Consider the following 13,685-nt stretch of genomic DNA (forward strand, 5'->3'; position numbering starts at 1 on the left):
CCGCACGATTCCGCGGAGTTCCAGCCTGATGAGCCTGCTCTGCGTATCCGTCGACCACCACCGGGCCGACCTCGAACTGCTCGAGCACATCGAGCGACGCGCCGACGACCTCACGGCTCGGCTGACCGATCCCGAGTTCGCGACCGGCGCGGTCGTCGTGGCCACGTGCAACCGCTTCGAGGCCTACCTCGACTCCCCCGCGCTCGACAGCGACGCGGTGCTCCGCAGCCTCGCCGAGGCTGCGGATCTGCCCGCCGAACGCTTCGCGGGGGCGAGCGCCGTGCACGCCGGCAACGAAGTGCCCGAGCACCTGTTCGCGGTCGCCGGCGGCCTCGAGTCGGCGGTCGTCGGCGAGGGCGAGATCGCCGGCCAGGTGCGCCGCGCGCTCGACCGGGCCCGCACCGCAGGCACGGTCACGACCGAACTCGAACGCCTCTTCCAGCGCGCCACCGGCGTATCGAAGGCGATCAAGCACCGCACCGGGATCCAGTCCAAGGGGCGCTCGCTCGTGCGCCTCGCGCTGCGCATGGCGGAGAGCCGCATCGGCGACTGGCGCGGCACCCGGATCGTGCTCGTCGGCACCGGCGCGTACGCGGGCGCCAGCCTTGCCGCGCTCCGCGCGCGCGGAGCCGAACGCATCGGCGTCTACTCTCCCTCGGGCCGTGCCCAGCAGTTCGCCGCATCGCACGGCGTGCGAGCGATCCCGCACGAGGCGCTCGAACTCGAGCTCGAACGCGCCGACCTCGTGATCGCGTGCAGCCACGCGCAGGACCCGCTCCTCGGGCGCGAACGATTCGCCCGCACCGTCGCGCCGTCCCGCGCGCCGTTCTGCCACGCCCTCGCAGGCGGCGCGGTCTCGACCGCCGATCGGCCGCGCCCTCGACTCCTCATCGACCTCGGCGTGCCGCGCAACATCGACCCCGCGTCGGCCACCGTTCCCGGCGTCGAACTGCTCGACCTCGAGACCGTCGCGAAGCACGCCCCCATCGCGGAGCTCAGCGCCGAGGCGGAGGCCCGCGAGATCGTCGCCGACGCCGCCGCCGAGTTCGCGGCCGACCGGGCGGAGCTCGATGCGGTGCCCGCGCTGGTGACGCTGCGCGGGCACGTGCACGGGATCCTGGAGGACGAGATCGCACGATCGGGCGACCCGGAGGTCGCGGCGGCGCTGCGCCACTTCGCCGGCCGCCTCATGCACCAGCCCACCGTGCGGGTGCGCCAGCTGGGACGCTCCGGGCGGGCGCCGGAGGCACGGGCCGCCGTCGAAGCGCTGTTCGGTCCCGGCGAGTAGGGCCCGTTGGGCGGGCTCCTGGGCTCCTTCGGCGGGCTCTTCTGCCGAGAGGCGGCACACAGGTCGAATCCACCCGCAATCCAGCGGTCTGACGCCACTCGACGACTCGCTCGGGGTGGAGCAGGGCACACGGGTGTGCAGGCCCAGGCCCCGGGGTCTAGACGTCGTATCCGTAGGCGAGCAGGTGCACCACGGTGCCGTCGGGTCGCGTGAACTGGCGCTCCCGGTCGACGAGGCGCTCGAAGCCGAGGCGCTCTCGTACAGTCTCCAGGCGGGCTCCATCATCAATCCGGTGTTGAGCACGAGGCGGCTGTTGCCGCGGAGCCGCGCGAGGGTGATCCCGAGCCGGGTGAGCCGTTCGCCGATGCCGCGTCCGCGGGCCGCCGCCCCGACGCCGAGGAGGCGGATGTCGAGCTCGCCGGGGCGCGCGACGTCGCTGAGCGTCCTCCCGGGACGGGGCGTCGTGATGGTGCCGAGCAGTTCGCCGCTGTCGCGGTCCTCGGCGACCCACACGATGCCGTCGCGCATGCGTCCCGCGACGTCCGCGATCTCGTTCAGGTAGGCGGGGTCGAGCCCGTCGTAAGTGTCCCGGTACGCGGCGAGCACGAGCGCGCTGATCGCTTCGACGTCGGCGCTCCGGATCTCACGCACGCGCACGCTCGTGTCGAGCGGGCCCGCGGCGTCGCCCGTCAGGGGGAACGCGTAGGTCAGGGATCCTCCGTATCCGCCGTCCGGAAGGTCCGCGTCGCGTTCGGGCGTGCGCTCGTACCCGAGCTTCGCGTAGAGGTGCTGGGCGGGGTTGCGCTCCCCGGTGTCGAGACGGATCGCGTCGACGCCCCAACGCATCGCGAGTTCGGTACCGGCGCGGGTGAGGGCGGCACCGAGCCCGGTTCCCTGGGCAGCCGGATCGACGGCGACGAGACGGATCTCGGCTTCGCCTGGGACAGTGAGCTTGGTGAACGCGCCTCCCCCGCGGAGAACGCTGACCGCACCGAACACACGACCGGGGGCTTCGGGGCGGACTGCGACGAGCACCCGTCCGGCGGCATCGCGCCCGGCGGTGTCGCGCTCCGTGGCGAGCCACGCGTCATTGCCGTCGAGGTCGGCGGCGTAGGGCCCGGCTGCGTACGCCCGGTGCAGGACGTCGGCTTCCGCAGCGTGTTCTTCGGGGCGGATGGGGCGGATCTCGAAGGCGTTGCTGCTCACCGCTCAAGTTTACGGCCGTCTCCTTCTGCCCGATTCTCTCCGACTGTGGAGCCGGTTCTCAGCGTGCGCATTGTTTTTCGCGTGAGAGTAGGTGCTACGGCGTCGCGTTCGCGGCAGGTGCAGCGGGAGCGTCGCCGTCGACGTATCTGTTTCGGTTGGGAATCCGCGAGGGGTAGCGCACATGAGGCGACGGACCAAGGTGCTGATCGGCGCCGCAGTCGCAGTGGTGCTGATCGGAGGCACCATCGCGATCGCCGGGCCGATCGTGTATCGCGACGTGATCGCGAAGCCCGCGGATGCGGTGCCCACGATCTCTGCAGGACCCGGCACCCTCAGCGGCACGCCGACCGGCCGGCTCACCGCCGCGGACGTCGACGGGGTCTGGTCGGTGGGTTCTGGATCCGAAGCGGGCTATCGGGTGAACGAGGTGTTGAACGGCACCGACGTCACGGTGACCGGCCGGACCTCCGAGGTGACGGGCTCGCTGACGGTGCAGGACATCTCGCTCACGAAGGCCGAGTTCTCGGTCGATGTGGCCTCGATTGCGACCGATAGCCAGAATCGCGACGACTACTTCCGTTCGACGGCGCTCCGCACCGATCAGTTCCCGAAGGCGACGTTCGTGCTGACGAAGGCCGCGAAGCCGGCGACCGCGCCGAAGGCCGGGGAGACGGTGAAGCAATCGGTGACCGGCGACTTGACGATCGCGGGGAAGACCCGACCCGTCACGTTCGAGGTCGCCGTGCGCTCGGACAGTTCGCAGACCCAGATCGCCGGGCAGATTCCGATCACGTTCGCCGACTACGGCGTCGAGGCGCCGAGCCTCGGGTTCGTGAAGGTGGAGCCCAAGGGGTTCGTCGAGTTCCAGCTGCTGGCGCACAAGGGCTAGCGTCCCGGACGCGCGAGCTTGCGAAACCCGCGCACCACCAGCGCTCCGGCCAGGACCAGTGCCCCGGCGACGGCCCCGGCTTCGGACGGCGCCTCTGCGGTTGCCGTCGCGATGAAGAACGACACCGATTCACCGGCACCGCCGTGCTCCGGCCTCGCGGTCACGGTGTGCGCGCCGTCCGGAAGCGTCGGGAGTTCCACGGCCCAGCCTCCGTCCGCGCCGGCGACGACCCGGCCGACTTCGGTTCCGTCGGAACCGGTCAGGATCACGCGGCCGCCCGGTTCCGCGGATCCGAAGATCACGGGGGACGCGGTGTCGACCGTCTCGCCGGAGACCGGCCCGTCGATACGCACCGGCGCGTCGCCCGTCGCCTCGACCAGCAGTCGGGTGTCGAGCAACTCGATGGCGGCGGCGGACGCGCCACCCGTCGACCACGCGTCGGTCTCCATCTTCCAGACGCCGTAGAGCTGCAGCGACGCACCCGGGCGAAGCGCCGACACGATACGCGCCCCCGAGTGCGAGTCGTATTGCTGCGGCACGAGGGCGAAGACCTGGTCGGCCGCGCCGCTGCACTCGGCGAACCCGACATGGTTCGTCGGGAGGAGGGTGAGGCATTCCGCCCCGAGTCTGATCGGCCCCTGCCTGCCGAGAGCGGGGAACTCGGCGGTGATCGCCTGATCGGGCGAACCGCCGTTGACGAAGGCGATGCGCTGGGCGCCGCGCAGGATCGGGTACTCGCTGGCCGCGTGCCGCATCACCCAGGGACCGATGAGGCGCGCCTGCTGAGCAGTGCCGGCGGCCGGCGCGGGGAGCGCACCCGCGGCCGCGGCCCGCGCCGTCTGCCCGAACGCGAGCATCGCGCAGACGAGGACGAGCGCGGCGGCGAGCGCGCAGAGCACGCTCACGAGATGGGGACGAGTGGACTGCACGGGGCCTCCTGGGGCTTGGACCGAGCAGCGGCGGTCGCCGCTGCTCGGTCCAAGCTATGGGCGCTCCCCCGGCTCAGGACATGCGCGTCTGCGCCCTGTGCATAACCCGGAGCGCCCCGGACGAGCCCGTTGCCGGCCCGCTACTGCCCCTCGGCGAGCTCCTGGGCTTCCTTCGACAGCTTGCGCACCCGCGCGCGGCGACGGCGACGCTCGGGGATCATGCTGCGCATCTCCTCCAGCTTGCCGAAGCAGAGGAGGCGGTCCTCGGCTTCGAGCACCTGATGCTTGCGGGGATTCGGAATCACCTGGACGCCCCGGTGCAGCGTGAGCGCGGTGATGTCCCGGTCCCAGAGCCCCAGATCGCCCAGCGTCTTGCCCACCTGCTCGGCACCGGAATGGATGAGCAGTTCGGCGACGCCGTAGCCCGTCGAGACCGAGAGGCGCTGGCGCACGTCGATCTCCGGGAAATTCACCTGTCCGGCGATGTAGTCGATGATCGCGCCCGCGACGTCGAGCCCGGTCGCCGCCTCGATGCCCTGGAGACCCGGCGAGGAGTTGACCTCCATCACGAGCGGCCCCTCGTCGCCCTCGAGCATGTCGACGCCCGCGACACGGAGTCCCATGATCTGCGCGGCGCGCACCGCGGTCTGCTCGTAGGCGGAATCGAGCTGCACGGCCTCCACGGTGCCGCCGCGGTGCACGTTCGAACGGAACTCGTCGCCCGCGGCGCTGCGGCGCATCGCGGCGACCACCCGGTCGCCCACCACGAGCGCGCGGATGTCGCGCCCCCGGCTCTCCGCGACGAAGCGCTGGATCAGCACGTTCTGCCGCGTCGAGTGCAGGGTCTCGATGATGGCCTCGGCCACCTTCACCTGGGGTGCCAGGATCACGCCGATGCCCTGGGTGCCCTCGAGCAGCTTGATGACGACGGGCGCGCCGCCCACGCTCTCAATCGCGGGGCGCACGTCGGCCCGGTTGCGCACGAAGGCCGTGGCCGGCATGTCGATGTTGTGCCGGGAGAGGATCTGGATCGCGCGCAGCTTGTCGCGCGCATTGGTGATCCCGTTCGACGTGTTGGGCGTGTAGACGTCCATCTGCTCGAACTGGCGCACGACGGCGGTGCCGAAGTAGGTGATCGAGTTGCCGATGCGCGGCAGGATCGCGTCGTAGTCGCTCAGCTGCTTGCCCCGGTACTGCAGATCGGGCTCGTCGCTCGTGAGATCGATCGCGAAGCGCAGCGTGTTGAGCACCTTCGGGGTGTGGCCGCGCTGCTCGGCGGCCGCGCGGAGTCGTTGCGTGGAGTACGCCTGCGGGGCGCGCGAGAGAATCGCGAGTTTCACGTGGTTTCCTGCCAAGATAGGTGCCGTGATCGAACCCCACCATTCAAGCACCCTGACGGGCTGGCGTGAATGGGTTCGCCTGCCTGCGGCGGGAGTTCCCTGGATCAAGGCGAAGATCGACACGGGTGCCCAGACCTCTGCGCTGCACGCGGCCGAGCTCGAGGAGTTCGAGCGCGACGGCGCGCCGTGGGTCCGGTTCGAGGTGCATCCCTGGCAGAACTCGGAGGAGGACGCCGTCCGGGTGGAGCTCCCGGTGCACGATCGCCGCACCGTGCGGAGCTCGTCGGGCCACTCGCAGGACCGCATCGTCGTGCTCATGGACATCGAGCTGGTGGGACGCCGCGTGCCCGCCGAGGTCACGCTGACGAGCCGCGAGGAGATGGTCTTCCGCATGCTCATCGGCCGCGAGGCGCTGCGCCGGGGGTTCCTGGTCGACTCCGCGGCCTCCTATCTCGGCGAGAAGCCGGAGCGCAGGATCCGCCGGAAGAATCGCGGGCGCTCCTAGCCCTGCGCCGCCACCGCCTCCTCGGCGAACCGGGCGAGCTCGACGCGGTTCCGCAGTCCCGTCTTGCGCAGGGCGTTCGCGATGTGGTTCTCGACCGTCCGCCGGCTCAGGCTCAAACGAGCCGCGATCTCGGGGTTCGACATCGTGGCGGTGAGCCTCGCGATCTCCCCCTCGCGCCGACTGAGCGGCGAGGTCGTCGGCACCGGCATCGCGGCGCGGGCCGCGGGGAATTCCTCGGCCGCGAGCGCTATCAGCGCTTTCGAGCGCTCCGCGTCGCCGTCGAGGCCCGCGCGACGTCCCGCGGCCGAGACCAGCCGCAGCAGCAGGTTCCGGTCGTGCGCAGCGGGAGCTTCGTCGAGAATGGCGACGACGCGATCGAAGTCCCGATCGGCAAGCGCGCCGGCGATCCTCGCGGGCCGCCGGTAGACCGTCTCTTCGGCGCGGGCATCGGCCTCGACGAAGGCGCGCGCGGCCTCGTCGCTGAATTCGAGCGTCAGCACCGCCGCCGCGGTCTGCACCGCGCCGATCACGTAGCCGCTGTCCGCCCGCAGCCGCACGGCGGCCGCGACGTCTCGGTCCCGGTCGGCGCTCGTCCGCGCCAGATCGCGCTCCGCCGTCATCATCGTCTCGATGATGTCGAAGCCGGTGCCGAGGAACGGACCGGGATTCGGCGAGAGCTGGGCGGCGGTGCGCACGAGATCGTCGCGCACGGCGAGCTGGCCGCGGAAGTGTGCGGCCATCGCCTGCAGGTTGAGCATCGCAGCATAGACCGGGCTCATGGTGAGCCGGGGCCGTCCGATCACGAGCCCCTCCTCGATCGAGGCGAGCGCCGCCCGGGAGTCGCCGAGATAGTAGTCGACGAGCGCGGCGGTATACGAGAGGGTCGCGAACAGGGGCCGGTCGAAGGACTCGGCGGCCGCCTTGCGCTCGCGCGCGATGAACGCGAGCGCGCCATGCGGGTCGCCGTCGAGCAGCTGCAGCACCGCGCGCAGGTAGACGTAGAGGTACCGAAGGCTCGGGTTCGAGCTGAGCGTGCCGAGCTCCAGCTTCGCGACCGACACGGCGCCCCGCATCACCGCGCCCGCGGCCCGCGCCGCGGTGGCGAAGCCGATCGGGTCGTGCTCGCGGTCGAAGTCGATGGGTGGCGCGCCATCGCCGCGCAGCGCTCGAACAGGGCCCGGACTGCGCTGACGCTGCCGGCGAGATGCGGCGCGAACGCCGCGAGGGTGTCGAGCTGCTTCCAGGCTCCCGCCTCGTCCTCCCGCTCGATGAGTCGCCAGGCGACCTGCTGCAGGATGAAATCGAGTTCGTGGGAGTCGGGTGAGCGCATGGTGATCCGCGTGTCAGCCATCACCCGGTCGACGCGTTCGGCTTCGCTGGCCAGGCCGAGCGCCTCGGTGAGGTACGCGAGCCCCTCCGCCGGCAGGCGGGTCTCGCGCCAGGCGGCGTAGAGTCCGGGGAGCACCTGCTCGAGGTGGGTGGCGAAGGTGCGCGCCAGGATCGCCCCCTCGTTGCGCTCCCCCGAGTGCGGGACGGAACCGGGGAGGAACGCGGAGGGCATCGCGGCCTCGCGTCGATGCAGCACGCGGATCGGGGTCTCCCGGAACCGATCGACGAGCACCGGTGGCCAGACCTGCAGCACGGTCTCTCCGGGGCCGGACGCGGTGGTGAGGAAGCCACGCTCGACACCTTCCTCGACCAGTTCGAGGCCGAACTTCTCGGTCAGCGCGTCGAGGTCGAGCGGCCCGTTCCAGGCGGTGTGCCGCACGAGCGCTCGAAGCGTCTCCCGGCATCCGATCAGGAGCCCGTCGACGAACGGCATGAGTTCCCGCGACCAGAGCGTCCGGCCCGCAACGCCCCATGAGCCGTGCTCGAGGCGGAGGAGACCGCGGTCGCGCGCGCTCTCGACGATCGCCACGGTCACGCCGACGGCTCCGCCCGACTTTCCGTACACCCGCGCGAGAGCGCCGGGAGCGACGGGGCCGCCGAGGATCTCCCGCATGATCATCCCGGTGGTCGTGAGATCCACCGCCGTGACCTCGATGAACGTCTCGGGCCACACGGGCGGCAGGTCGGCGTCCCGATCCCGCCCGAGCCCCTCGGCCGTGACGAGCCGCAGGCCGAGTCGCCGACGTAGGACGTCGACCGCCCGGAGGCTCAGCGCATCGGCGAAGTGGAGGTCGTCGACCACGAGCACGCTTCCCGGGTGGAGTCGGGCAGCGATCTCATCGATCGATTCGCCGAGATCGCGATGACGCCGGTGCAGTCCGAGACCGGCCCGCCACTCCTCGATCAACCGCCCGGGCTGCTGCTCGGCGATGAGGTCGCCGCGCAGCATCGAAACGTCGACCCCCGAGGCTTCGGCGTCCCGCGCGATCTCGATCAGCAGGGTGCTCATCCCGCTCTGTCTGGCTCCGACGATCCGGACGCTCTTCCCGGCGCGGAGCCCCGCCCTGGCCGTCGCGAGTTCGTCTCTGAAGAGAAACACCCCAACCCCTCTCAGCGGTGCGTGATCCGCGCCCGTGGCCCAGTATGCTCCAGGCCGGTCGAATCGCACGGGTCCCGTGCGGAAGTCGTGCGTTCCGTCCCGATGGGCGAACGGAAGAGGCGGTGGCGGGGCCGCGGCCCCGCCACCGGGCGGACGACGGAATTGGGGACGCCGTCCGCGGCGTCGAAGCGGCGGGATCGGTTTCGATTTGGGGGCCGCCGACTTCGGAAGGGTCCGGGGCTCGCGGCCCTCGGACGTTCTCCACGCTAGGCGCCGCTCCGGTCGCCTGAGTGAGCCCGGATGCCCGTTCGGGGTCAATTAGGTGAGGGTCATCGCGCGCGCCGAGAGCGGATGAGGGCCGCCACCGCGACGCAACCGAGACCGACGACGCCGAGTGCGCACGCCGCGGCGATCAGCATGGGGGTCGAAGCTTCGCCCCCGGTCGAGGCGAGCGGGGGCGTGCCGCCACGAGCAGCGCCGGTCGCGCCCTCCGCACGTCCGTCCTGCGCGGCGCTCCCGGCGGTCCCGTCCGCGCCCGAGTCGCTCCGCCCCGTGCTCGAAGCACCGCTTCCGGTCGTGCCGTCGGCGGCGGCCCCGCCCGCCGCGCTATCGCTGTCGCTGTCCGCGTCGGACGCGCTCCCCGGATCGACCGGTCCGCTCGACACGACCACCCGAGTCGCGGCGCGCGCGGTCTCCGAGCCGTTCCGGATCGTGCGGGAGCCGTCGTAGACGACTCGCGTGGAGTTGCCGGAGATGTCCGTCAGCGTGACGGAGGCGGTGTACTCTCCCTCTCGCGCGTAGCGGTGCTCGACCGTCGGTACGTCGGTGGTCACCGTCCGACCGTCGCCGAAGTCCCAGTCGTACGAGGCGATCGGGAGCGCCCCGGCGCGACGTGACGCATCCGCGGTGAGCACGACGGGCGCTGCGGTGGTTCCGGGGGTGGATCGCACGGAGGCGACGGGGGCGACCTCGCCGGAGAGGGCGATCCCCGACGGCCGTAGGCCGGGCACCTGGAGCGTGCGCGTCACGCCGCCCGCCGCATCGAGGATCGCGATCCCGTCGCCCGTGCCCGCGTACGTCTCCCCGGCACGACCGGACGCGACGCCGGCGCCGCTGAGCCAGCTCGTCTGGGTGCCGCTGACGATCCGTTTGGACGCCGGATCGACGGACCAGACGACCGGCGAGTAGCCGCCGATTCCCGAGATGATGTGCCCGGTCTTCGGCGATACGGTCAGCTGACCGGCCCCGCGGGTTCCGGGTACCTGTTCCTCGAGCACGTACTCGGACCGCCACTCGAGGGTCTGCGCGTCGAGCACCACGATGCTGGGCTCGCTGCGCCAGTTCGGCATGTCGAACGCGACCGCGATCGAAGCGCCGTCGGGGGTGAGGGCCAGCCCCGCGGGGTTGTTGTGCATGCGGTCGGGATCGGCGTACTTGTCGATCCGGTCGAGCAGTGCGCCGGTCGCGGTGTCGAAGGCGAAGAGGGAGTTGCTACTGCGGTCGAGCGCGAAGAGCCGCTTCGCATCGGCGGAGAACGCGACCGCCGACGGCGAGCACCAGGAGGTCAGTGCGCTGAAGCGCCGCACCGTCTCCCCCGTCGTGGTATCCACTACGTCGAAGTCGCATCCGGCGGCGTTCCCGCCCGCGACGGCGAGCCGCGACCCGTCGGCCGAGAGCGCCAACGCCGACGGGGACGTGCTGTAGGCGCCGTGCCCCGTCCACTCGGCGACGGTCTTCGCCGAAGCGGTGTCGATCACTGCGACGCTGCCGCGCTGCATCCGCACGTAAGCGGTCGTGCCGTCGGCCTGCAGCACGACGGCCGAGCCGACATCGGGCAGCGCGATCTCGGACGATTCGCTCGTCACGGGATCCACGACGAGCAGGCGCGCAGCCGCCTGGTCGGCCACGTACAGGCGCAGCGGCACGTGTGCGGCCGGTTCGGGGGCCGCGGCTTCGGGGGCCGCGCTGGCCGCCGGGGCGCCGGCGTGGGCGGTGAGGATCAGTGCGAGGCCCGCCGCGGATGCGGCGACCAGGGAACGCATGGTTCGGGTCATCGGGGTTCCAGTTCGGGTTCGGGTGCGGGTGCGGGTGCGGGTGCTCGCCGAGCGGTCCGGTCTCCCGGCGAGAGGCGTAGGCGGCTCGGGCACCCGTGTCCTGAGCCGCCTACCGGGTCGGATCGGACCCGACCCGAAGCAGCTCTCGTTCTCACCGCAATGCCGTCGGCGTTCGGATTCGAACGTGAGGAGCACGGCTCCTCCGCCGCTGCCGGGCGACTCACCCCAGTCGTCCGGCACTTCTGAGCATCGCGCGCGCGAGCGGCACTGAGTGAGGGCGGAACGAGAATTAGGTGAGGCGCCGCAAGCGCATCGTCGCTCGACCGGGCGTACCCCGAGGGCCTACGCTGAGGCCATGAGCGACGCGGATCTCGACCTCATCCCCTCCGGCACCGTCTTCACCTCGGAGCAGATCACCCACTTCGTCGGCAGCGCCGACGGTTCGCGCAGCCTCGAGGACGCGATCCGGCAGGCCGATCTGCTGGTCAGCACACCGCACTCGGGCGCCGCGATCCCCGAGGAGATCGCCGAGTTCCTCTCGCCCGCGCTCACGAAGCGACTGCAGTACGACTTCAGCGACGTCGCGACCGCTTCGGTCGTGCGCCGCTGGGCCGAGATCGATCCGCGGATCGTCGCGGTCGTCAACCCGCACCCGCGGTTGATCCGGGATCCCAACCGTCCGAGGCCCGGCGACGTGCGCGGCACGCTCGCGCAGGCCATCGAGCGGGTGCGCGCCGCCGGAGCCTGGCAGCGTGTGGATCTCACCGGGGTCGACGCGATCCGTCCCGTCACCTTCTCGTTCTTCCCCATCCTGGAGATCCCGGACACGGAGGCGGGACTCGCACGGCTCGTCGACGCGTTCGCACGCACGGCGGAGCAGGGCCTGGGGGTCTACGAGTCGACTCGCGATCGACTCACCGAGCAGTTCCTCACGACGAAGCTCGCGCGCGGCGGGGCGTTCACGCGGCTCTCGTTCCACGACACCATGAACACCACGACCACCCGCGATGGCGCGGTGAACGTGCCGCGCGCCGAGCAGGATCGCCTGCCCGACGTCGTCGCGCTGTCGAACCGCGGCGACGCGCTGGGCGAACCGCGCGAGGCGGCCGGGCCCGCAGATCCGCCCACGATGCCGGGCGACGCGCTGCGCGCGCTCGCCGAGGCGCACCGCGGGGGCTTCGAGGTGCACCGCCCCGAGGACGTCGCGCTCAATCGGCCGTACCTCGGCAGCCAGGAGATCCTGGCCGCGGGCGCGCAGTTCCGCGAGGTCGCGGCGGTCGCCGAGGCAGCCGAACTGCGACTCGGAGCCGTGCAGGCCGAGTTCCGGCGCGAGTACCTGCTCGGCCCGGCGGCGACGGCGGAGCTGCACGAGCCGGGCACCGGCTGGGTCGACGAGGATCCGATGCGGGTGGACGCGCTCGCGCACGCCTGCATGCGCGCCTGGGACGCGTTCCGCGCCCGAGGGTAGAGAACACCCCGCGGCTCGCCCGCCTACCCGCCCCAGAGCGCCCCGAACAGCGCGCCCGCGGCGATCGTGGTGACCGCCAGGATCAGCGTCGGCAGGAAGAACGCGTGGTCCACGAGCTTCGTCCCGAGCTTGGTGCTGCCCGAGGTGTCGAAGTTCGCCGCCGCGATCTGCGATCCGTTGGTGGGCAGCAGGTAGATCCCGGCGAACGCTCCGGCCCACATACCCGAGAGCAGGCCGAGCGGGATCCCCGCGGCGAGGCCGATCGGCACGATGGTGCGGGTCGCGGTCGACTGGCTCGTGGTGAGCACGCAGACGAGGAACACGCCGAGCGCGAAGACCCACGGCGCCGCGGTGACGAGGCCGCCGACCCCGTCGGCGATGAGCTTCGTGTGCGCGCCGAGGAACGTGTCGGTGAGCCAGGCGAGACCGAACAGCGCGATCGCCGACACCATGCCGGCCTTGAACACCGTCATCGTGGGGATCTCGGCGACCTTCGGCCGCGACAGCAGCAGGATCAGGGTGCCGACCACGAACATGACGATCTCGATGACCGGGGTCATGGAGATCGCCGAGCCCTCGGCGTCGAGCGGGCGCAGCCCCTTGAACAGGCCGAAGACCACGATCGCGGCGACACCGAGCAGGAAGATGAGCGCCGCGTTGCGGCCCGCCGCGGTCACGGTCACCGCGGCCTTGACCTCCTGCGCGTCCGCGTGCGGCGCCGCGAGCTCGCCCTTCGCGATCTTCGCCTGGATCTCGGGATCGTCGGCGATGTCCGTGCCGAGCCGGTTCACGACCACGCTCGAGAGCACGATGCCGACGATCGCGGCCGGGATCGTCACCTTCAGGATGTCGATGAGCTCGAAGTTCCAGGGCGCGGTGTCGGTGAGGGTGACCATCGCGGCCATGGCGGCCGAGACCGGGCTGCACGCGAGCGCGACGCCCGTGGCGACGACCGAGAGCGAGAGCGGGCGGGACGGGCGGATCCCGTTGCGGTACGAGAGGTCCTGGATCACGGGCAGCAGCGGATAGAGGATGTTCGAGGTCCCCGCGCCCACCGAGAACAGGAACGAGACGAGCGGCGCGACGAGCGTGATCTGCTTCGGGCTGCGGGCGATGAGCTTCGCCGCGATCGACACCATCCAGTCGATTCCGCCGGCCGCCTGCATCATCGAGGACGCGAGCACGACGGAGAGCACGATGAGCAGCGCGTCGACGGGCGGGGAGCCCGGAGCGAGGCGGAAGCCGAACACGAGGATCGCCACCCCCGTGCCGCCCCAGAGACCGAGGCCGACGCCGCTCGACCGGGTGCCCATGACGATGCAGCCGAGCACGACGACGAGCTGCGCGACGAAGAGCGCGATGTCCATCGGGATCCCCCATTCCGGGTCGCCCCGGCGACCCGACTGCCCCGAGCGTACTGGCGCGGTCGGTCCGAGGCCAGGACCATTCGGTACTCGGGTACCGCGCAGTGGCCCTCTCGTCCGATGCGCGCGCCCAGCCGTTCGGGAGAGGCTGGGA

10 protein-coding genes and 1 pseudogene are annotated in these 13,685 nt (G+C 71.6%); 4 read left to right on the plus strand and 7 right to left on the minus strand.

What is annotated here, in order from left to right; genetic code table 11:
- Positions 1-28: 28 nt before the first annotated feature.
- Positions 29-1,288 carry a glutamyl-tRNA reductase gene (locus AB3K78_RS11980; protein WP_416443528.1) on the plus strand — a complete coding sequence of 420 codons (1,260 nt, stop codon included), beginning with the start codon at positions 29-31 and terminating at the stop codon, positions 1,286-1,288.
- A gap of 315 nt (positions 1,289-1,603) precedes the next feature.
- Here the strand turns inward: AB3K78_RS11980 and AB3K78_RS11985 are convergent.
- Positions 1,604-2,494, minus strand: a pseudogene (locus AB3K78_RS11985) (GNAT family N-acetyltransferase); the annotation flags it as partial.
- Between the two features lie 181 nt (positions 2,495-2,675).
- On the opposite strand from AB3K78_RS11985, the gene AB3K78_RS11990 reads away from it, so the two are divergent.
- Positions 2,676-3,383: a YceI family protein gene (locus AB3K78_RS11990; RefSeq protein ID WP_416443530.1), complete on the plus strand. Its 708-nt coding sequence runs from the start codon at positions 2,676-2,678 to the stop codon at positions 3,381-3,383.
- Here the strand turns inward: AB3K78_RS11990 and AB3K78_RS11995 are convergent.
- Positions 3,380-4,312 (minus strand): Ig-like domain-containing protein, encoded by a 933-nt coding sequence (locus AB3K78_RS11995; protein ID WP_416443532.1) that lies wholly within the window; start codon positions 4,310-4,312, stop codon positions 3,380-3,382. The genes AB3K78_RS11990 and AB3K78_RS11995 overlap by 4 nt on opposite strands.
- Positions 4,313-4,452: 140 nt before the next feature.
- Positions 4,453-5,652, minus strand: a complete 1,200-nt coding sequence (locus tag AB3K78_RS12000) for a RimK family alpha-L-glutamate ligase (protein WP_416443534.1) — start codon at positions 5,650-5,652, stop codon at positions 4,453-4,455.
- 25 nt (positions 5,653-5,677) lie between these two features.
- Here AB3K78_RS12000 and AB3K78_RS12005 point away from each other — a divergent pair, with 25 nt between their 5' ends.
- The gene (locus AB3K78_RS12005; protein WP_416443536.1) at positions 5,678-6,157 is read left to right on the plus strand and encodes an ATP-dependent zinc protease; all 480 of its coding nucleotides are present in this window, start codon (positions 5,678-5,680) and stop codon (positions 6,155-6,157) included.
- On the opposite strand, the gene AB3K78_RS12010 is transcribed toward AB3K78_RS12005, so the two are convergent.
- From AB3K78_RS12010 to AB3K78_RS12020, 3 genes are all read right to left on the minus strand, one after another.
- A complete protein-coding gene (locus AB3K78_RS12010) occupies positions 6,154-7,218 on the minus strand; it encodes a helix-turn-helix transcriptional regulator (protein ID WP_416443538.1) in 1,065 nt (354 codons plus the stop codon). The genes AB3K78_RS12005 and AB3K78_RS12010 overlap by 4 nt on opposite strands.
- Positions 7,219-7,229: 11 nt before the next feature.
- Positions 7,230-8,555, minus strand: a complete 1,326-nt coding sequence (locus AB3K78_RS12015; protein WP_416443540.1) for a hypothetical protein — start codon at positions 8,553-8,555, stop codon at positions 7,230-7,232.
- Between the two features lie 419 nt (positions 8,556-8,974).
- Entirely contained in the window at positions 8,975-10,699 is a 1,725-nt protein-coding gene (locus tag AB3K78_RS12020; RefSeq protein ID WP_416443542.1) for a PKD domain-containing protein, read from the minus strand.
- Between the two features lie 355 nt (positions 10,700-11,054).
- On the opposite strand from AB3K78_RS12020, the gene AB3K78_RS12025 reads away from it, so the two are divergent.
- Positions 11,055-12,167 carry an N-formylglutamate amidohydrolase gene (locus AB3K78_RS12025; RefSeq protein WP_416443544.1) on the plus strand — a complete coding sequence of 371 codons (1,113 nt, stop codon included), beginning with the start codon at positions 11,055-11,057 and terminating at the stop codon, positions 12,165-12,167.
- Between the two features lie 23 nt (positions 12,168-12,190).
- On the opposite strand, the gene AB3K78_RS12030 is transcribed toward AB3K78_RS12025, so the two are convergent.
- A complete protein-coding gene (locus tag AB3K78_RS12030) occupies positions 12,191-13,534 on the minus strand; it encodes an anaerobic C4-dicarboxylate transporter (protein ID WP_416443546.1) in 1,344 nt (447 codons plus the stop codon).
- Positions 13,535-13,685 lie beyond the last annotated feature (151 nt).

Origin of the sequence: Leucobacter sp. HNU (assembly GCF_047946755.1) — a bacterium.
Classification (GTDB): domain Bacteria; phylum Actinomycetota; class Actinomycetes; order Actinomycetales; family Microbacteriaceae; genus Leucobacter.